This is a genomic window from bacterium, assembly GCA_016716565.1.
In the GTDB taxonomy this organism is placed as follows: domain Bacteria; phylum Bacteroidota; class Ignavibacteria; order Ignavibacteriales; family Ignavibacteriaceae; genus IGN2.
Map to the genome: position 1 here is coordinate 601,267 of JADJWC010000003.1, position 21,349 is coordinate 622,615.

Annotated in this window: 11 protein-coding genes and 1 pseudogene; 11 read left to right on the forward strand and 1 reads right to left on the reverse strand. The window is 37.4% G+C overall.

Translation table 11 applies throughout. From position 1 onward, the window contains the following. Positions 1 to 202: 202 nt before the first annotated feature. From IPM14_14750 to IPM14_14800, 11 genes are all read left to right on the forward strand, one after another. Positions 203 to 2,707, forward strand: a complete 2,505-nt coding sequence (locus IPM14_14750; protein ID MBK9099343.1) for an exo-alpha-sialidase — start codon at positions 203 to 205, stop codon at positions 2,705 to 2,707. Continuing rightward, on the forward strand, positions 2,704 to 3,642 hold the full coding sequence (locus IPM14_14755; protein ID MBK9099344.1) for a T9SS type A sorting domain-containing protein: 939 nt from the start codon (positions 2,704 to 2,706) through the stop codon (positions 3,640 to 3,642). The genes IPM14_14750 and IPM14_14755 overlap by 4 nt, the downstream gene beginning before the upstream one ends. 137 nt (positions 3,643 to 3,779) lie before the next feature. Then, positions 3,780 to 5,660, forward strand: a complete 1,881-nt coding sequence (locus IPM14_14760) for a VCBS repeat-containing protein (protein ID MBK9099345.1) — start codon at positions 3,780 to 3,782, stop codon at positions 5,658 to 5,660. 546 nt (positions 5,661 to 6,206) lie between these two features. After that, positions 6,207 to 10,442 (forward strand): choice-of-anchor D domain-containing protein, encoded by a 4,236-nt coding sequence (locus IPM14_14765; protein MBK9099346.1) that lies wholly within the window; start codon positions 6,207 to 6,209, stop codon positions 10,440 to 10,442. A 350-nt stretch (positions 10,443 to 10,792) separates the two neighbouring features. After that, positions 10,793 to 13,171 carry a T9SS type A sorting domain-containing protein gene (locus IPM14_14770; protein MBK9099347.1) on the forward strand — a complete coding sequence of 793 codons (2,379 nt, stop codon included), beginning with the start codon at positions 10,793 to 10,795 and terminating at the stop codon, positions 13,169 to 13,171. Positions 13,172 to 13,323: 152 nt separating this feature from the next. After that, positions 13,324 to 16,266: a PKD domain-containing protein gene (locus IPM14_14775; GenBank protein ID MBK9099348.1), complete on the forward strand. Its 2,943-nt coding sequence runs from the start codon at positions 13,324 to 13,326 to the stop codon at positions 16,264 to 16,266. Continuing rightward, entirely contained in the window at positions 16,259 to 16,561 is a 303-nt protein-coding gene (locus IPM14_14780) for a hypothetical protein (GenBank protein MBK9099349.1), read from the forward strand. The genes IPM14_14775 and IPM14_14780 overlap by 8 nt, the downstream gene beginning before the upstream one ends. Then, positions 16,555 to 16,911 carry a T9SS type A sorting domain-containing protein gene (locus IPM14_14785; protein MBK9099350.1) on the forward strand — a complete coding sequence of 119 codons (357 nt, stop codon included), beginning with the start codon at positions 16,555 to 16,557 and terminating at the stop codon, positions 16,909 to 16,911. Before IPM14_14780 ends, IPM14_14785 begins: the two co-directional genes overlap by 7 nt. Before the next feature lie 39 nt (positions 16,912 to 16,950). After that, the gene (locus IPM14_14790) at positions 16,951 to 17,526 is read left to right on the forward strand and encodes a hypothetical protein (GenBank protein ID MBK9099351.1); all 576 of its coding nucleotides are present in this window, start codon (positions 16,951 to 16,953) and stop codon (positions 17,524 to 17,526) included. 282 nt (positions 17,527 to 17,808) lie between these two features. Continuing rightward, complete coding sequence (locus tag IPM14_14795; GenBank protein ID MBK9099352.1) at positions 17,809 to 18,993, forward strand: Omp28-related outer membrane protein; 1,185 nt, start codon at positions 17,809 to 17,811, stop codon at positions 18,991 to 18,993. Continuing rightward, positions 18,939 to 19,313: a hypothetical protein gene (locus IPM14_14800; protein MBK9099353.1), complete on the forward strand. Its 375-nt coding sequence runs from the start codon at positions 18,939 to 18,941 to the stop codon at positions 19,311 to 19,313. The genes IPM14_14795 and IPM14_14800 overlap by 55 nt, the downstream gene beginning before the upstream one ends. Before the next feature lie 103 nt (positions 19,314 to 19,416). Here IPM14_14800 and IPM14_14805 read toward each other — a convergent pair. Beyond that, positions 19,417 to 20,995, reverse strand: a pseudogene (locus IPM14_14805) (OmpA family protein). Between the last annotated feature and the right edge of the window lie 354 nt (positions 20,996 to 21,349).

Genomic DNA, 21,349 nt, shown 5'->3' on the forward strand with positions numbered 1-21,349 from the left:
TACTTCAGATTAATCCATTTAGTTGAAAACTTTTGTCTGGAGGTAAAATGAGCTGTTTTACAGATCGATTGATTTAAATCGATTAAACTGCCTTTCCCAAAACTTCTTATGACAATTTATTAATCTAATTAACTATTTAACAAACTTTTTGAAAGTTATAGAAATGAGTCTGACCAAACAATTTAGATCTGATTCAGTTCGAATGAAAAGTAAATTGAATCTGATATTGGGTTTGTTCTTTTTGTTCTGTTTTTGCTTATTCAGTACATCAGTTTTTTCACAAACTGATAATAGCGAGCGAGCTCAATCCATTAAAGAAGGATTGCGTGAACAATATACGGATAACGATTATCAATTATTTTTAGCAAACGAGAAGAGTGAAAAAAAATCAGATGATATTCAGATAATTTATTCTCCGGCTGCTGCTGATGCATTAGTGAACAATAATAATGGTTTGACCAGTACCGGAAATTTTACTCAAAGTGAAACTTCCATTGTGGCATTTGGCAGTAATGTTCTTATTGGTTTCAATGATTCCGGTTCAAATTCAGGTGGTGCAAGTAAATTTACTGGTTTTTCTTACTCGACAGATGGAGGAGTTTCATTTGTTGATGGCGGTACATTACCTAACAATTCTGGTGGAGATGCTGGTGATCCCGTACTGGCAAGAAATGAAACTACAGGTAGAATTTATTTCTCAACACTTGGTTACAATGTTTCAACAATCCAGATATTCCGTTCAGATGACGGCGGCTTAACGTGGGCAGCACCAATAAATGGTACACCTGGTGGTTCTTCAGAAGATAAGCAATGGATTGCAGTGGATAATTTTGCAGGTCCCGGAAATGGAAATGTTTATCTGATTTCCAGACGTTTCGGTGGTACACCTGGTATTTATTTGTTCAGATCAACAGATAATGGAAATACATTTGTTCCATCGGGCGGTGTAAATATCTTTTCCGGAGGTCAAGGTGCATTTGTTGCAGTCGGGCCGGATCATACCGTTTATGCTTTTTATTATAATGGCACAAATTCAATTCAGGTAAGAAAATCTTCTGATTATGGCGCAACTTTCAGTGCAGCAGTCACGGTAGTCAGCGGATTAGTTGGTGGTGTAAATGGTGATCTTGGTCTTGTTGGAATCAGACAGGGAACAAGCACTGCTTCCTCATTTCGTAGTAATGAATTTCCACACGCAGCAATAAATCCGGTTAGCGGCGATATTTATGTTACCTTCGCTAATGACGGCACTGGTAGTGATAAAGCTGATGTTTTTATGGTTTCATCTACCAATGGTGGAACGTCCTGGTCTTCAGCAGTTAAAGTAAACGATGATGCAACAACAACCGATCAATGGATGCCAACGATAGCTGTTAATCCCGGTGGAAGTAAACTTGGTATTTTTTACTACAGCCGTCAGGAAGATACAGCGAATAATCTTTTTAAATATTATGGCCGATTGGCTGATATTTCCGGTTCTACTGTAACATTTGAACCTGGATTTGCAATCAGTGATGTAGGTTCTTTACCTGAGTTCGGCCGTGACAATGTAATTAACTCTGTTTATATGGGCGATTATAATCATGCCTTTGCAACGTCATCAGATTTTCACGTTATTTGGTCAGACAATAGAGATGATCTTCCGGGAGGTGCACCTCGAAAAGATCCAAACGTTTACTATGATAAAATTCCTATTGGTCCTCCCTGTCCGATTACTGCATCATCTAATCCAAGTCCTGCAAATGGAGCAACAGAACTTTCATTAACTGGAAATTCTCTCTCTTGGACGAATGGATCTGGAGCGATGCAAATTGAAATATGGTTTGGCCCTCAGGGAAGTATGGCTATGGTTTATGATGGTGCACTAATTAATTCATATTCATTAGCCACGTTTGAACCATTAACATACGGTACCACTTACCAATGGAGAATTGTTGGAAAGAATGGAACTTGTAGTGTAAGTGGACCTACATGGTCTTTTACAACTATGGATGATCCGAGTATCGTTATAGATAATGTTTTCTGTGACGCCTTCGAAAGTGGACTTGGAGGTTGGACTATTACGAATGATGGTGGTAGTTCAAGTTGTGTATGGCAAATCAGGATAGCACCTTTCCCGAATACTTATACATTACCAATAACTTCGACTGGTGGAATTATTGCTGCGGATGTTGATGAATGTGGCAGCGGATCAACTCTGCTATCCACAGCTACCATTAATCAATCATTTGATTTGACATTATACACCGAAATGGTATGGATTGAGTTTGATAATGATTGGAACATTTATGATACACAGGATGAAGCACACGTTGAGGTGAGTACTAACGGAGGTTCAACCTGGGTCGGGGTTTGGGATCAGATAGGTGCTGATATTCGTAATACTCATGAAGTAATCGATATTACCAGTATAGCTGCCGGCCAATCAAATGTAAAATTCAGATTGAGGTCTGTTCAACCCGGATGGGACTGGTGGTGGGTATTAGATAACTTCTGTGTCTATGGAATGTATTTACAGCAGTCTACATTCCAGTTATCAGTAAATGTTAGCAATGGCTGGAATATGGTATCGATACCTGGATTGCATCCAGTAGATCAGAATGTAGGTACGTGGTGGGCATATAGAGTAGCAGGCTCACAGGTATTCAAGTATCAAGGTGGATACACTCAAGTAGCAACAGCAATCCCGGGAGAGGATACTGGATGAAACAAGATGGAGCGAGACTGTATAACACAGGAGACGAATGGCCATCAGGAGGAATACAGATAGTACCACACGCACCACTAGCAGGAAATTCAGGCTGGAATATGATAGGTGGATATGAGCTAAGTGTAACAGCAGCCAACGTAACCACAGTTCCAGGTGGATTGCAGAGTGGACCAATCTTCAAGTATTCAGGCGGATACACCGCAGCTACGACAATAGATCCTGGATTTGGCTACTGGATAAAGTTGACAGGCGCGGGACAGATAATCATACCGGAGACTATGGCAAAGGAAAGCAGGCCAGTAGAATACTTTGCTGAGGACTGGGGAAGAATAATACTGACAGATGCAGAAGGAGTAAGCTACACATTGTATGCAGTAAAGGGAGAAGTAGACCTAAGTCAGTATGAATTACCACCGGCACCACCGGCAGGAATGTATGATTTCAGGTTCACGAGTGGAAGGATAGCAGAAGACATAAACAGTGCAGTGCAGACGATAGAGATGAGCGGGGTAGTATATCCATTGACAGTAAAGGTGGAGGGAATGGATATCAGGCTGATGGATGAAAGTGGAAAGATGTTGAACACAAATCTGAAATCAGGTGAAGATGTAGTGATCAGTGATGCAACAATACAGAAGCTGAAGGTAAGCGGAGAGTTGCTGCCGACAGTATATTCATTAGAGCAGAACTATCCGAATCCATTCAACCCAAGCACAGTGATAGAGTTCTCATTGCCGGAAGATGTGGCAAGTGTAAAACTCTCGATCTACAACGCATTGGGCGAAAAGGTAGCAGAGTTGGTTAACACATCACTGCAGGCAGGAAGATATCAATACCAGTGGAATGCAGGAAGTGTCGCAACCGGAATGTATATCTATGAATTGAGAACAGAAAATTTTGTGTCAGTTAAAAAAATGCTTCTTGTTAAATAGGCTGATTCGATAATTAGTAAACAACCCCTCTAAATAATGAGGGGTTTTTACTTTTAAATGTATTTGATAAAGGAAATGATTAATTTTGATTAATTACAAATCATTACTTCAAGTTAAGCAACGTTAGGGGTTTAAAAATGAAAAATTACATCTCAATATTCTCTTCATTTATTTTTTTGATAAATATTCATTCACAGGTTCCATATTCTCAAAATCCTGATTGGAGTTCAACAGATGTGAGCAGTGTGTCAACCGGCGGTTCATTTGAAGATATTAATCAGGATGGCTGGCTTGATTTTGTTGTTGCAAACGGCAATGATATTTCCAGACAAAAGCTTGTAGTGTATAATAATACTGGTGCGGGAAGTTTTCCCACTACACCAAATTGGCAGGCAACGGATATTGATTATCATGGGCATCTTGATGTTGGCGATATTAATGGAGACGGTTGGCCGGATGTTGCTGTTTCTGTTTATATCGGTCCGACAGGATTCACTTCACCGGGAAAAGTTAAACTCTATTTAAATAATAATGGAACGCTTTCTTCAAATCCAAACTGGGTATCTGCCGATCAATTTTATACTTTCAGTTGTGCTTTCGGTGACGCAGATGGTGATGGTGATCTCGATCTTGCAGTTGCTTGTGGTGAATCATATTACAACAATCCCGGTCAACTGAGAATTTATTATAACACTAATGGAACGTTGGAAACTTTGCCTTCATGGAAAAGTCAAAGTTCCTTTTACAGTTATGATGTTGATTGGGCAGATTTTGACAGAGATGGTGATTTAGATTTGGTATGTGCTGGTGAAAGTAATCCGAATTATATCTTTGCGAATAATGGTACTACAATTAGTGCGACTCCTACTTGGCAATCAACGGATGCAAGTCAGTATGCAAATTCTTTATTCGTTGGTGATGTGAATAATGATGGGTTTCTTGACCTGGCGATTTCCGATAACAGTCAACTCGGTGGAACCGGAAAATTTAAAATCTATTTAAATCATAATGGAACATTAAGTACAACACCTTTTTGGTCATCATCGTGGTCTGGTTATGGATCCGGGATTATGCTGGCAGATATTGATAATGATGATGACAAAGATTTGCTTACAGGTGGATGGTGGCAGCCAGTTAGAATTTATTTGAATACTAACGGATCTTTTAACACAAATCCTGAATATACTTCAACAAGTACGAGTGTAGTTGAAGCAATTGTCTGTGGTGATATTGATAAAGATGCAACAGTGGATTATGAGGACACATTTATAAGCACCGGAGCTAAGAAATTATTTTATCTTTCTAAAACCCCGGTTCAGGAAATAATAAGAGTTTCTGTAGGAGCAAACATTCTTCAGGCAGATCAATATTGTTATGATATAGAGAACGGCTGGGTTATGCTTGCATCACAACCTGCTGCTGGTGTTGAGGTAAAAATTAAATCTACTTATTCAAGTAATATAGATGTGGGCATCACAAACTGGGATCAGAATAAAGGTAATTATCTTTTCTTCAATACAAATCCACCAGTAAGTTTTCAGCTGACTGTGGCTGTTTCTAGTGGCTGGAATTTATTGTCCATACCAGGTAATCATCCGGATGGAAATACTCCTGATAATTGGTGGCCTTATAGAGATACTTTAACAAATGTGTTTCGCTATAATAATGGCTACCAGGTTGTAGATACTCTCGAGGTAGGAGTTGGGTACTGGGTGAAACATTCAGGAGGTAGAATTTATAATACTGGTGATGAATGGCCTGCAAGCGGAATATTGATTGTTCCTCACTATCCAATTAATGGAGTGGCAGGTTGGAACCTTTTCGGAGGATATGAAATAGCTGTATCGGCAGCAAACGTAACTACTAATCCTCCAGGCTTACAGAGCGGACCAATCTACAAGTATTCTGGCGGATATTCAGTGGCTATAACAATTAATCCTGGGTACGGATATTTCATGAAGCTAACTGGTGCCGGGCAGATAATAATCCCAGAAACATTAGAGACACTGGGAGAGTAGTAAATGTTTTCCGAAATTTAAGCTCTAAACTCTGGAATGACAATACTGTCGCTATTAAAAAAATGTTCTTAATCAAATAAAGCCACATTTCATTTTCTATTAAAGATTTAAGCATAATATTTGAAGCGTACTTTTAATTGTTAATTATCAACTATTGCTTGCCTTTTAAGTTTAATTTATTGAAGTTACAATACATTTTATTCCTGCCGTAAGAGGGCTTGTATGATTTTCTGGCGTAGTCCAATCTTCAGCAATTTCGGGGGGAATCACTTGTGATTACTACTGTGATTTGATATTAAATCTGGTAGAGTTTTTCGAAAAATTAAATCTAATAATTTTTATTATCGAAATCATTTTCTGAATGCAGATTAAGTAATCGTTTGTACAGAATTGAGACGAAATTTTCATGATATAATCTTTATTATATCTTGGAGTAAAAATATATCAAATTATAACTTAGTTATTATGGTATGATTTTTTATCATCCGGAGATTGCTTTTTAACCGAATTTTAGAATAAAATCTAAAGAAAACATTAGGGTGTGCCATGCTAAAACTTTCTACAATTTTTTCATCAATACTGATCTTTAATTCATTAGTATTTGCTCAAGGGATTACTATCAGTCCTCCGAATTTAGATTTCGGCTCTGTAATCGTGGGTACAAATTCAACCTTGCAATCTACAATAAGCAATACTGATACAATCGATCTTGTAATAAGTAACATCACCTCATCAGCGGGACAGTTCACATTCAGTCCGAATGTATTCCCGATAACGATATTGGCAGGAGGAAGCCAGGTAGTTGATGTAACCTTCACACCGACGGCAACGGGATTGCTTACAGGAGATTTGACGATAGTGCACAATGCAACAGGATCACCGACGGTATATTCAGTACAGGGAACGGGAGTAGAAGCAGGTTTTAGTATAAGTCCGCCAAGTTTGAACTTTGGAAACGTAGTAGTAGGAACAGGTTCAACATTACAGTCAACGATAAGCAACACAGGAACGAGTGATCTTGTAATAAGTAACATAACCTCATCAGCAGGACAGTTCACGTTCAGTCCGAATGTATTCCCGATAACGATATTGGCAGGAGGAAGCCAGGTAGTTGACGTAACCTTCACACCGACGGCAACGGGATTGCTTACAGGAGATTTGACGATAACACATAATGCAACAGGATCACCGACGGTATATTCAGTACAGGGAACGGGAGTAGCAGCAGGTTTTAGTATAAGTCCGCCAAGTTTGAACTTTGGAAGCGTAGTAGTAGGAACAGGTTCAACATTACAGTCAACGATAAGCAACACAGGAACAAGTGATCTTGTAATAAGTAACATCACATCATCAGCGGGACAGTTCACATTCAGTCCGAATGTATTCCCGATAACGATATTGGCAGGAGGAAGTCAGATAGTTGACGTAACCTTCACACCGACGGCAACAGGACTTCTTACAGGAGATTTGACGATAACACATAATGCAACAGGATCACCAACAGTATATTCAGTACAGGGAACGGGAGTAGCAGCAGGTTTTAGTATAAGTCCGCCAAGTTTGAACTTTGGAAACGTAGTAGTAGGAACAGGTTCAACATTACAGTCAACGGTAAGCAACACAGGAACGAGTGACCTAATCATCTCGAATATCACATCATCAGCAGGACAGTTCACATTCAGTCCGAATGTATTCCCGATAACGATATTGGCAGGAGGAAGCCAGGTAGTTGACGTAACCTTCACACCGACGGCAACGGGATTGCTTACAGGAGATTTGACGATAGTGCACAATGCAACAGGATCACCGACGGTATATTCAGTACAGGGAACGGGAGTAGCAGCAGGTTTTAGTATAAGTCCGCCAAGTTTGAACTTTGGAAACGTAGTAGTAGGAACAGGTTCAACATTACAGTCAACGATAAGCAACACAGGAACGAGTGATCTTGTAATAAGTAACATAACCTCATCAGCAGGACAGTTCACGTTCAGTCCGAATGTATTCCCGATAACGATATTGGCAGGAGGAAGTCAGATAGTTGACGTAACCTTCACACCGACGGCAACAGGACTTCTTACAGGAGATTTGACGATAACACATAACGCAACAGGATCACCAACAGTATATTCAGTACAGGGAACGGGAGTAGCAGGTTTTAGTATAAGTCCGCCAAGTTTGAACTTTGGAAGCGTAGTAGTAGGAACAGGTTCAACATTACAGTCAACGATAAGCAACACAGGAACAAGTGATCTTGTAATAAGTAACATCACATCATCAGCGGGACAGTTCACATTCAGTCCGAATGTATTCCCGATAACGATATTGGCAGGAGGAAGTCAGATAGTTGACGTAACCTTCACACCGACGGCAACAGGACTTCTTACAGGAGATTTGACGATAACACATAACGCAACAGGATCACCGACGGTATATTCGGTACAGGGAACGGGAGTAGCAGCAGGTTTTAGTATCAGTCCGCCAAGTTTGAACTTTGGAAGCGTAGTAGTAGGAACAGGTTCAACATTACAGTCAACGATAAGCAACACAGGAACGAGTGATCTTGTAATAAGTAACATAACCTCATCAGCAGGACAGTTCACGTTCAGTCCGAATGTATTCCCGATAACGATATTGGCAGGAGGAAGTCAGATAGTTGACGTAACCTTCACACCGACGGCAACAGGACTTCTTACAGGAGATTTGACGATAACACATAACGCAACAGGATCACCAACAGTATATTCAGTACAGGGAACGGGAGTAGCAGCAGGTTTTAGTATAAGTCCGCCAAGTTTGAACTTTGGAAACGTAGTAGTAGGAACAGGTTCAACATTACAGTCAACGATAAGCAACACAGGAACAAGTGATCTTGTAATAAGTAACATCACATCATCAGCGGGACAGTTCACATTCAGTCCGAATGTATTCCCGATAACGATATTGGCAGGAGGAAGTCAGATAGTTGACGTAACCTTCACACCGACGGCAACAGGACTTCTTACAGGAGATTTGACGATAACACATAATGCAACAGGATCACCAACAGTATATTCAGTACAGGGAACGGGAATTGAAGCATTCTCATCAAGTATAAATCTATTAAATCTTGTGAATGTAATTACGAGCACGGTAGTTGATACTCAAATAACGATAACGAATAATTATAATAACCCATTGATTGTGAGTGCTGAAGTTATTGGTGCTTCTAATTGGAGCATATCACCTGATACTGCAATTATTCCTGCTAGTAGCAGCTTAATCTTTGCTCTTAGTTTTTCAGCCCCATCAACTCCGAATGTATTTGCAGACACATTAGTATTCAATGCATCTGGCTTCAATTCATTGAATATTCCGCTTACTGCAAATGTAGTCTCTGATGCAGGAATTATATTCGAACAGGATTCTGTTTACAGATTAGAAGACAACTCATATGTAGAAGTAATGCAATTAAAGAATCTTACGGATTCTTTACATGCTTTACAGTTTAGAATTCAAGTAAACAAAGAAATAAGCGATGATGTAATACTGATATTCCAGAATATTCAGAAAGGTTCTGATATTAGTGATGCGAGCTGGATTATGAGATACACTATTACAAGAGGACCCATTACACCGAATGGTGCATCCGCTGATGAAGTATTCGTTCTACTTTATAACAGCAATCAGGGTGTGTCGTTAGCTCCGGGAGATTATAACAATCTTTTTAGAATTAATTATACAGTTGCTGACCTTGAACCGTTACAGGATAGTTTGAAATCAACATTCAGGATTACACATGTTGAAGGCAGTACTTATCAGGGATTACCAGTTGATATTACACCATCAAGAGATTTACTTACAGTAATTGCAAGAAACAGAATTTCATGGCGTGGTGATGTGAACAGTGATGGGTATCTCGATGTACTTGATTTGATAATGGTTGTAGATCATATTGTCAACGTTGATTCACTGAACGCAACAGAATTCTTCAGAGCTGATATTGCGCCTTGGCTGCCTGGCACTCCAGCACCCGAACCAGATGGTGTTGTAAATGTTCAGGAACTATCATTGATTCAAAACATTATACTGACCGGTTATTATCCGGATGGAACTCCTATCGGATCGAACTCATTTGGTAAACATTCAGCTTTCAATGGCGAAGAAGATGCAAAAGTAACATTCTATGTAAACAAGGATGGTATAAAAGGTGTCATTGATACAAAAATTGGAATTCGTGGAGCGCAGGTAGAATTCGCAAATGTTAGTACTGATCCTGGAAATATGTTGATCAGTACAGATTTAGGTCAAGGATTCTATTTCTATGTTAATGCAAATCAACTTTTGCGAACATTAATGTATGATCCAATAGGTGAAAAGTATATTGAAGCCGGTGAACATTTCTTAGCTGAAATGCCATTCTTGCTGGAAAAGCCCGAAGAAGTGACTCTGGACAAAATAATTCTGGTTGATATAAACAGGGAAAAATTAGCGAAGATTCAGGTTGAAATTATTTATGGAGAGCAAGTTTCTCTTCCGGAGGATTATGCACTGTTCCAGAACTATCCTAACCCATTCAATCCGGCTACTGTTATTGAATTTACTCTTCCTGAAGATGTTGGGAATGCAAGAATATCAATTTACAACGCTCTTGGCGAAAAGGTTGATGAATTAGTTAATACATCATTGCAGGCTGGTTATCATAGTTATCAATGGAACGCTAATGACTTCGCGACAGGAATGTATATTTATGAGTTAAGGACTGAAAAGTTTGTTGCTGTGAAGAAGATGGTTTTGGTTAAATAAAAAATGCTGGTAACAGAATATCAGCCATAAGAATTTGAAATCCCACTTAATAAATAATTAAGTGGGATTTTTTATAATGAGCTATATCAAAATTGATATCATTTTATAACCAGCGATTTGCATTATTGAGCTTTGATATTATTTTATTTACGTTTGACATAGCCTTAGTAATATATTGTGGAAAATCTTTTAAAGGGTGCGCACTTATTTACATAGAATATAATTCATCTTTTTCGGGAAAAGTTAATTCTAAATTACTGCTTGATTTTTTAAGAGCATTTATTATTATGCATTAAAAACCATAATATATTCGCAAAAATTTTATTATCTGGCTAATTGGAGAACTACCGATGAAATATTTTTACAGAACATTTGCACAATGTTTTTTGGTCACACTATTAATTTGTTTTTCAACGAGTGGACAAAATTCAATTACAATTGCAAAAGACCAAAGCATCTCAATTAATTCTTCTGACCAAAGTATAACTTCAAACATTGAACTAGCTGTTAACGAGCTTCATATGGTGCCGGATTCAGGAAGATCAGGATATCCAATTTCAATTTCCTATACAATAAATAACACTGATCAATTTGTTAGTTTTCAATTTGATATTATTCTTCCATCAGTACTTACATTTGTTGAAGATTCGGTCTGGTTATTCAGAAAAACTAATCACATCATCATCGCAAATCTTATTAACCAGCAGACACTACGAATTTTTGCGTACTCTCCGACAAATCAGCCTTTTACCGGCAACAGTGGCGAGATAGTTAGAGTATTGTTCAATTTAAGTGGAACCAGCGGAACTTATAATGTCGGTCTTAACAATGTGGTTGTTTCAAATTCTATTGGGGTAAATATACTGACCGGATATTATCCCGGCTTTATTAAAATTATTGCACCTGATATTTCCGGGCAGACGAATATAGATTTCGGAGAAGTATCTGTGTTAGATACTCTTTCATATAACTATCAGTTGAGTAATACTGGCAATGATACTTTATTTATTACCGAGTTCTCTTCTTCAGAAATATATTTCTGGAACGAAACAACGCTTCCTCAGGATATTCTTCCGGGAGAAAGTCAGACCTTCAATCTTAAGTTTCATAATATTAACAAAGGATTGTACAATAGTGTTTTCACAATAAGAAGCAACGATCCGGATGAGGATCCCTTTTATCTTAACGCAGCTGCACTTTCGTTTGCCCCGAATTACATGCTTATCCAGGATGCCGAAGCTTTTGTTGGTGATACAGTAACTTTAAAAATTGATGTTAACAACTATGAGCCCTTTGTTAATTTTCAGGTTGATTTAGATTTTCCAGATAGTCTGACTTTTGTTCCTAATAGTGCTGAATTAACGAACCGTAAACAGGATCATCTCGTTTTCGAGGCACTTTTATCTTCAAATAAACTCCGTTTATTTACTTTTACACAAAATCAGCTGCCGTTTATTGGTGACTCAGGTACTGTTGTGACTATAAATTTTGTTGTAGGTAATGATACCGGTATTTTTCCTTTGCATTTAACTAATGCAATATTAGCTGATGTGGGTTCGCAAAATTTAATCAGGGGAACATTTGACGGGGAAATTCGTGTAAGACCTGTTCCAACTTTTCAACTTTCGGTGAACTTAGCTAATGGATGGAATATGGTATCCATACCGGGGAAACATCCGTTAAATCAGAATATAAATACCTGGTGGCCTTTCAGAGATTTGACTGCGGATGTTTTTAAATATTCGGGTGGATACCAATCCGTGTTGAACATGGTTCCAGGTACAGGATATTTCTTGAAGCAGGCTGGAGCCAGAACTTATAATACCGGCGACGAATGGCCAGCAAACGGAATTCAGGTTACAAAACATTATCCGATTCCGGGAGTTCAAGGCTGGAATCTATTTGGCGGTTATGAATTAATTGTTGCTACATCAGAGATAATAACAGTCCCTCCAGGTCTGCAGACAGGAACTATTTATAAATATTCAGGAGGATATCATCCGGCATTGACGATTGAACCTGGTTATGGTTACTGGATTAAGCTTACAAATCCAGGTTATATCATTCTACCCGAAGAAGTTGCCGAAAACATTCTACCTAAAGAATTTTTTCCAGCAGATTGGGGAAAGATAATATTTTCAGATGCATCTGGAATAAATTATACTCTCTACACAGCGAGTGGTGCATTTACTGCTGCTGACTATGAGCTTCCACCTGCACCAATGCCCGGTATGTTTGATATCAGATTCAGCAGTGGTAGGATAGCTGAAGATATTAATAATTCAATGAAGACAATCGAAATGAGTGGAGTAACTTATCCATTGACGGTAAGAGTGGAGGGAATGGATATTAGGTTGATGGACGAAAGCGGAAAGACTCTAAATGTAAATCTAAAGGATGGGGAAGACGTTGTCATCAGTGACGCAACCATCAAAAAGTTGAAAGTGACTGGAGAGTTACTGCCCACGATATATGCATTAGAACAAAACTATCCTAATCCATTTAATCCGAGCACTACAATAAATTATTCAATATCGAATGACGAATATGTAAAGCTTGTAGTGTATAATACACTTGGAGAAGTTGTAGCAACTTTAGTCAACAAAGAGCAGAAAGCTGGTAGGTACGAAATAGTATTTAGCGCAGCTCATTTAGCAACGGGAGTTTATGTCTATAGAATTGAAACACCAAATTACACTTCATCAAAGAAATTAATGCTGATGAAATAAAATTATAAGAATGAGACAAAAGTTGTCTAATAAATTTCTTCTGAGATAAAAGAAGACAATTTGTTGATAAGAAAAGAATAAGGATCTATAATTAAATAATTTCGGAATAATTAGAATGAAGAAGTTAAAATAACTTTTTGGAGGGTTATAATATGAGATATTCTCATCTGTACAAATGCTGGTTTTTATTACTGATTGTAATATTTATGATAAATAATTTACATGCCCAGAAGCCACAAAACTATCCTTCGCTTCAGATAATTCCCGATGAAACTGAAGAGAGTTTTGTTCAGAATAATATGAGACTGAATAAAATTACTGGAGTACCTTTAGCTCTCTATAAACCAAATTATTCGGTTCGTCGGGATTCACCGGAAAAAATGGCAAGACAGTACCTTTCAGATAATTATAGGTTATTCCGGATCAGTGCTGATTTATCTGATTTAAAATATTTGAACACTACAGAGACTCCAGGTGGATATCATGTTAGATTTCTTCAGTATAAAGGTGATTATCCGGTGTTTAATGCAAGAATTAATGTTACGATAAGTAGAGACAATCGAGTAGTTTTTGTTACTAATGGATTTAAATCCGGTTATGAAACGAAAGAAGAAGCTAACCTAAAAACGATTAATGTCACTAAGGAACAAGCTTTAATTTCTGCAAAAGAATACCTTGGAATAAAAGGAGCGATTGCGTTTGAAAAAAGCGAAACTGCAGTTTACTATAATAAAGGAACATTCCGCTTGGCACAGATTGTTACAATCGTACCTTCTGAAGAACTTATTGGCGAATGGCAGATTATGATTGATGCACAGTCCGGTGAACTTTTCAGAGTTGAGGATGTTGCATGTTATTCGAAGCCACTTAGTAATCCATTGTTGGTTGATGGTACCGGTTATGTTTTTGATCCTGATCCGATTACCCACGCAAGAACTACTTATGGTAGCACAGGGTTTGTTGATAATAACGATGCTGATTCAGATTCTCTTACTGCGCATCGTGAGCTGAGGACACTTAAGGATATTACATTTGATGGAAGTGTTTATACATTAAAAGGTCCCTGGGCAGAAATAAGAGATTTTGAATCACCATACACCGGCTTACACACAAATTCAACTAGTAATTTCTTGTTCACAAGATTTAATGACAACTTTGAAGCAGTCAACGTTTATTTCCACATAGATAATTCTATGAGATGGGTAAACAATTCTCTTGGTTTTACTTTAACACCATATCAATATGTTGGCGGTGTTCGATTTGATCCTCATGGACTCAGTGGTTCCGACAATTCTCACTATATCACTTCTACGGGAAGTATTGCATACGGTGATGGCGGTGTTGATGATGCAGAAGATCTTGGTGTAGTTCTTCACGAACTATGTCATGGTATTCATGATTGGATTACTGCAGGTGGTCTTTCACAGGTTGAAGGACTAAGCGAAGGAAGCTGTGACTATTGGGCAACATCTTACATAAGAAGTACAGGTTACTGGACTCCGGCATATCCCGCATATAATTGGGTTTTCATTTGGGATGGTCACAATCCATTCTGGGCAGGCAGAATAACAAATTATACTGCACATTATCCGGAAGGATTAACTGGAACAATCCATACGGATGGACAAATGTGGTCATCCTCATTGATGTCTATCTACGATCTTATTGGAAAAATTCCTACAGACAAAAACTTCCTCGAAGCTTTATCTATGACAGATGGAAGTTCAGGGCAGCAGGATGCAGCTAATGCCTTCATTGCTGCCGATCAATTACTATACGGAGGTGGTCATCTCACACAAATTATTCCTGTGTTTGCTGACAGGGGTTATATTGAAGGACCAATTGCAGCAGACTTTATGGCAGATGTCACCAATGGACAAGCACCGTTAACTGTGCATTTTACTGATTTGTCAATCTCACAACCAAATCCAATTATTTCCTGGCAATGGGATTTTAATAATGATGGAATAACTGATGCAACTTCTCAGAATCCAACCTGGATATATTCAGACTTTGGAATATTTTCTGTTAAACTTACTGTTTCTGATGGAACAAATGTGGATACAGAAACTAAGATCGATTATATAACTGTTACAGATCCTAACCAGGTGACTGATACACTATTTATTGACAAATTTGAAGCAGGTCTCGGAAATTGGACAATCACAAATAATGGTGGAACCTGCGTTTGGGAAATTATTACTCCGCCTTATCCTAATGCATACACTCTTCCTGCAGCATCCTCTGGTGGATTGCTTGCTGCTGATTCTGATGAATGCGGAAGCGGTACTACTATGAATACCACAGCTACAATAAATCAAATATTAGATTTTTCAATTTATGATGTAGTTACAATTGAGTTCGATAATGACTGGAATATATATGATGCACAAGATGAAGCTCATGTCGAAGTCAGTACTAACGGCGGCTCAACATGGGTCGGAGTTTGGGATCAGATCGGTACAGATATCAGAAATACGCACGAGACAATAAACATTTCTTCGTTAGCTGCTGGTAAATCAAATGTTAAAATTAGAGTAAGATCTGTACAGCCAGGATGGGATTGGTGGTGGGTGATTGATAACTTTAATGTTTATGGAACATATGTCCAACCATCAAATACATTCCAATTTTCAGTTAATATTAACAATGGCTGGAATATGGTATCAATACCTGGATTACATCCTGTAGATCAGAATGTAAGTACCTGGTGGGAATTTAGAGATTTCGCAACCAATGTATTCGGATATAACAATGGATATTATACTGTAAATACAGCTGAACCTACTGAAGGTTACTGGATGAAACATACTGGAACCAGAACATATAATACCGGAGATGAATGGCCGGCAAGCGGAATAATTAAAGTTCCACACGACACACTTCAAAATATAAACGGATGGAAAATGTTAGGTGTATATGAGTGTCCAGTGGCAGTAGTTGATATTCAAACTATACCTCCAAATTGTTTAAATCTTCCGGTATATGGATACAATAATGGATATCAAATTGTAGATACACTATATCCCGGTTATGGATATTATGTAAAAGGTTCATGCTCGGCTGTGATATTTCCTCCTTGTAAGTTTGCATAGTAATAATAAAATTGTAAAATATATTGATGATGATTGGGGTAAAATTACAATAACAGATGCAGCAGGAATAAGCTACACGTTGTATGTAGTAAAAGGACAGGTAGACTTAAGTCAATACGATTTACCACCGGCACCACCGGCAGGAATGTTTGACATCAGATACGAAAGTGGAAGGATAGCAGAAGATATCAATAGTTCACTGAAAACGATAGATCTGAGTGGAGTAACATATCCATTGACAGTAAGAGTAGAAGGAATGGATATCAGGTTGATGGATGAACAGGAAAGATGTTGAATACAAATCTGAAAGATGGCGAAGATGTAGTGATCAGTGACGCAACAATACAGAAGCTGATGGTAAGTGGCGAATTGTTACCAACAGTCTACTCATTAGAGCAGAACTATCCGAACCCATTTAACCCAAGCACAGTAATAGAGTTCTCATTGCCGGAGGATGTGGCAAATGTGAAATTATCAATATACAATGCATTGGGAGAAAAGGTAGCCGAGTTGGTTAACACATCATTGCAGGCTGGAAGATATCAATACCAGTGGAATGCAAGAGATGTAGCAACCGGAATGTATATCTATGAATTACTTACAGATAAATTTGTGTCTGTTAAAAAAATGATTTTAATTAAATAACTAATCAAACAGAATTTATATTATCTTATTCAAATTATTATGAAAAACTACTCAAGAACTATAATCGTATTATTTATTCTGTTAAATTTTACAGGTATCGCACAAACAGATAAAAATTTTCAATCTACAACTGCTCCTGATATTGGCGGTTTACATTTCCTCAAAGAGAGTGACCACAAATTGGATGACAGTACTTATACTGACATCATTCAACTGACTAAGCTTACAGGAAAAGTACAGGCCTTGCAGTTCAGAATATTATTTAATAAGTCAGACGACGATACCGCAATACTCACATTCAAGGATGTTCAAAAAGGATCAGATTTAAAAGATCCAAGCTGGTTGCTAGACTATAACGTAATTAAAGGTTCAAACACGGCTGACGATGAAATTTACGTGGTGCTATATAATTCCAACCTGCAGGGTGGATTGCCACCTGGAGACCATAATGATTTAGTCAGAGTAGTTTATGAAATTATCGATGTTGTAGCTTCTGCAAAGGAAATTAAATCGTCCATAAAAATATCTCATGCTCAGGCTTCTACATTTAATGGATTTCCAATTAACATTGAACCAACACTTGATGAATTTAAAGTTTATGTGAAAAGTAAGTAGCAGTTTAATCCTCTTAAAAATTTTACAGGAGATTAATTAATTTATTTTTCTTCAAAAAGAAGTCAATTCTTGAGCAATTTTATTTATTAGTGAAGTTTAATCAATAACAATTGGACCATTTTCCATTAGATAGTGGCTTTAGCCAATTCCTAAAATATTTTTTCCCATCTACTGTGTAAAATGAATTTTATAAGAACTTTTGTTTGCCTGATAACAATTCTTACTTGTCCAATGTAATTATTTTGAATAGGTTAGCATTAGAATTATTTCAGGGAAGGTGTTATGCTGTACTTACTAAGAATTTTACTAATCACTTCATTTCTCTATTTGTATTTACCAAAAGATTTATCCGCACAGCAGCAAAGAAATCCTGTGCTTGAATATTGCACAGGAACATGGTGTCAATGGTGTCCCTGTGGGCATATAGTTATAGAGCAGATAAAAGCCAGTATACCGAATGCGATTTTTCTCGGTTATCATGGTCCGGCTGGTAGTAGTGATCCCTTTGATGATTTTCCCGGTAATTCAATAATTAGTTTTTTAACATTCTCAGCTTACCCAACTGGTATTATTGATAGAACCAGTGCACCGGTCGGTCGTGAGTCCTGGTTCAATTCTGTAAATAATAGAAATAGTGTCCCGGCAAATGTAAGTATTGCCACAAATGGTACATTCAACCCGGTTAACCGCTTACTGAATTTAAATATTAATTCAACAGCTCTTCAAAATTTATCAGGAACATTTAAAATGAATCTTATAATCATTGAAGATAGTTTAGTATATCCTCAATCTGGAAATACCAGTTGTCCTGGAGGGAGTCAATATGTTCATGACAATGTTGTCCGGGCAATGATTAATGGTGCTGAAGGAGAGATGTTGGTTAACGGATCAACCTGGAATATGGGGGAAACAATATCAAAGAACATTCAATATACAGTTCCGGCAAATTTTGTGATAGGAAGATGTCATCTGGTTATATTGGTTTACAAGGTTCAGTCGCCATTTTATTTATCTCAGATTCAACAAGCAGTCAAGTTTACTTTAACAAATCTATCTCAAATCTCTATAACGGTTACCTCGCCTAATGGAGGAGAAAATATATTGGGTGGAAGTAATTATGATGTAACCTGGATAGCACAGAATACAGATTCAGTCAAGATCGAATTTTCTTCGGATTCTGGAATTACCTGGCTTCCGGTTGTAAATTCATATTTAAATACCGGTTCATTTGAGTGGGATGTTCCAGAAACTTCATCAACAAATTGCAAAATCCGGATATCAAGTACTGTTAGTCCTGCAAATTATGATGTAAGTAATAATTCATTCACAATCTATCCATTTCAATTTGATGTTTTCACCGGGTGGAATTTAATTTCTGTTCCAATTCTAAGCGAAGATATGAGCAAAACATTTTGTTTCCAAACGCAATATCTGGTGCTTACAGATACAACAATGGTTATTCAATAGTTGATACTTTAAGAAATGCAGAAGGTTATTGGCTTAAATTTAATACTGGGGAAATTATCGATGTCTATGGCAACTTTATTACACAGAATTCTGTGAATGTAGTTAGTGGATGGAATATCATTGGACCATTTGATGAAGTAGTAAATATTAATTCAATCACTACCCAACCACCCAACCTTTTAGCATCTTCATTTTATGGATATGGCGGCGGATACTATGTCGCAAATGTACTTGAACCGGGAAGGGGGTACTGGATTAAAGCAAATGAAAACGGAATAATTCAACTAAATACAAATTTCTTTAAGAAGGATCGAGATTAATTTATAATTAACTGTATTAAAATAGTCCGATATTTGAGCTCAATTGATGCTTACTGGTTGATTACGGCATTAGAAAAATCAATTTCAATGCTATAATATCAAATTATCGGATTCTCTTAAACTCAATTCTTCTGTTGATTCTTCTGTTTTCGGCAGTCTCATTTGGTACTCTTGGGAAATCTTCTCCATAGCCTCTTGCTAATATCCTATCTGGTGCAATTCCATTTTTAATTAACCAGAATCTAACAGCTTCAGCTCTCTTCTGCGATAGTATTTTATTATTAGCTTCACTCCCTACATTGTCCGTGTGTCCGCTAATTTCAACAACGATATCAGGATATTCTTGCAAAGTTTCAAGAGCACCCCGTAGCACAAATTCTGATTCAGGTTCAATCTCAGATTTACCAGTTGCAAATGTTATTCCTTCAAGTACAATCGGAACATTTAATTTTATAATATCATCTGAAGGATCCAATGGATTTGTTTCCCGACGTACTTCGGTAAAGTCATCTACTGATCCATCATCTGTGTCTCTATCCAGCGGATTTGTTTCGTACTTAATAACTTCTTCTCCATCTGATAGTCCGTCAAGATCGCTATCTAAATTTGTCGGGTTTGTCAAATAATTATTTACTTCGGCACCATCTGATAAGCCATCACCATCAGTATCAGATTTTAGTGGATTTGTCAGATATTGGAGGATTTCAGAACTATCCGTTAAATCATCATTATCGGTATCTTGTTTTAAGGGATTTGTTGTATGAACGAGTACTTCATCTCCATCCGTCAATCCATCTTCATCAGTATCAGCAATTAAAGGATTTGTATGAAACATCATAATTTCATCATAATCACTTAACTTATCATCATCACTATCAGATTTTGTTGGGATAGTACTCCAGGTTAAAACTTCTTCACCGTCAGTTAATCCATCACCATCGGTATCGGGATTCCTTGGATCACAGCCCAATTCTCCTTCTTCACATCTGCCAAGTTTGTCATTATCCCTATCCGAATCACAACTTTCGGTTATCATCGTAAGTCCTAGCCCAATATTGAAATAAGATTCCCAGGTTTCATCATTTTCATTTCTATAACCTTCAACATCAAATCCTGTAGTAAATCCTCCGCCGAGTGACAAGTCAAACAAAAAATTGTCTGATAAAGGAAACTCAGCACCTAATCCAACAGGTATCAATCCAGTCCAGCCAGCAGCCTTTGCATTATTTTCACCTGGAATACCTATGGAGTACTGTTGTAAGGTCATAGCTCATCATTCCGCCGCCCACATATAAGTACGGATTCCAACTTGGTATATCCCACGGTGCAATCCTGAAGGTAAGGTTAACTGGAATTATTGTTGTTCTGTATTCACCATAATTTTCATCGGGACTATCGAAGTATGCTTTACCGGTGTAAATTCCATATCCAAGATTAAGATGAACCTCGAGAGATTTTGTAGCAGCCAGGCCAAAGAATGCTTCCCCATGGTATGAGAATTTATACCAATCGAATGAAAAATCATTATTACCGGAAAAACCCAGATTCGCAAAATCGTTTTCCGGAAATAATATATTAGCGCGTATTCCAACCTTAGATCCCCAATCTTTTAATTGAGAATATGAAAAGTTTTGTAGTATAATTAAAACAAATAGGAAAAGAGTAACCCTCACTTTATTCATCTTTCTCCCCAAATCATTTTGGTGATAGTTTTAAAACATCTTTCGGGTTACGCTATGAGCAATATCCCCCGAACGATTCACTTTAAATAGAAGAAAAATTCTTGGACTAAAATTAACATAAATAATCTTCAAATTCCTTCTTTTGTCGATTATTATATGAATATTTTTACTGGCTCTGATTGCTAACCGGTTAAATAAAATCAATATTTTTTGGTAATTATTTAAGATAATTTGGAGAAAATCGTTGTTAATTATTAACAAATTTTCATCGATATTTTTACTAAATTGTTTGGGGTGTCAATAAAATAAAATATTATTATTCAATGAGTTATCAGCTTGAAAATAATGAAACCT

Coding starts and splice junctions, on each gene's coding strand:
- IPM14_14750 (MBK9099343.1), top strand. CDS start 203: ATGAAAAGTAAATTGAATCTGATATTGGGTTTGTTCTTTTTGTTCTGT.
- IPM14_14755 (MBK9099344.1), top strand. CDS start 2,704: ATGAAACAAGATGGAGCGAGACTGTATAACACAGGAGACGAATGGCCA.
- IPM14_14760 (MBK9099345.1), top strand. CDS start 3,780: ATGAAAAATTACATCTCAATATTCTCTTCATTTATTTTTTTGATAAAT.
- IPM14_14765 (MBK9099346.1), top strand. CDS start 6,207: ATGCTAAAACTTTCTACAATTTTTTCATCAATACTGATCTTTAATTCA.
- IPM14_14770 (MBK9099347.1), top strand. CDS start 10,793: ATGAAATATTTTTACAGAACATTTGCACAATGTTTTTTGGTCACACTA.
- IPM14_14775 (MBK9099348.1), top strand. CDS start 13,324: ATGAGATATTCTCATCTGTACAAATGCTGGTTTTTATTACTGATTGTA.
- IPM14_14785 (MBK9099350.1), top strand. CDS start 16,555: ATGTTGAATACAAATCTGAAAGATGGCGAAGATGTAGTGATCAGTGAC.
- IPM14_14790 (MBK9099351.1), top strand. CDS start 16,951: ATGAAAAACTACTCAAGAACTATAATCGTATTATTTATTCTGTTAAAT.
- IPM14_14795 (MBK9099352.1), top strand. CDS start 17,809: ATGCTGTACTTACTAAGAATTTTACTAATCACTTCATTTCTCTATTTG.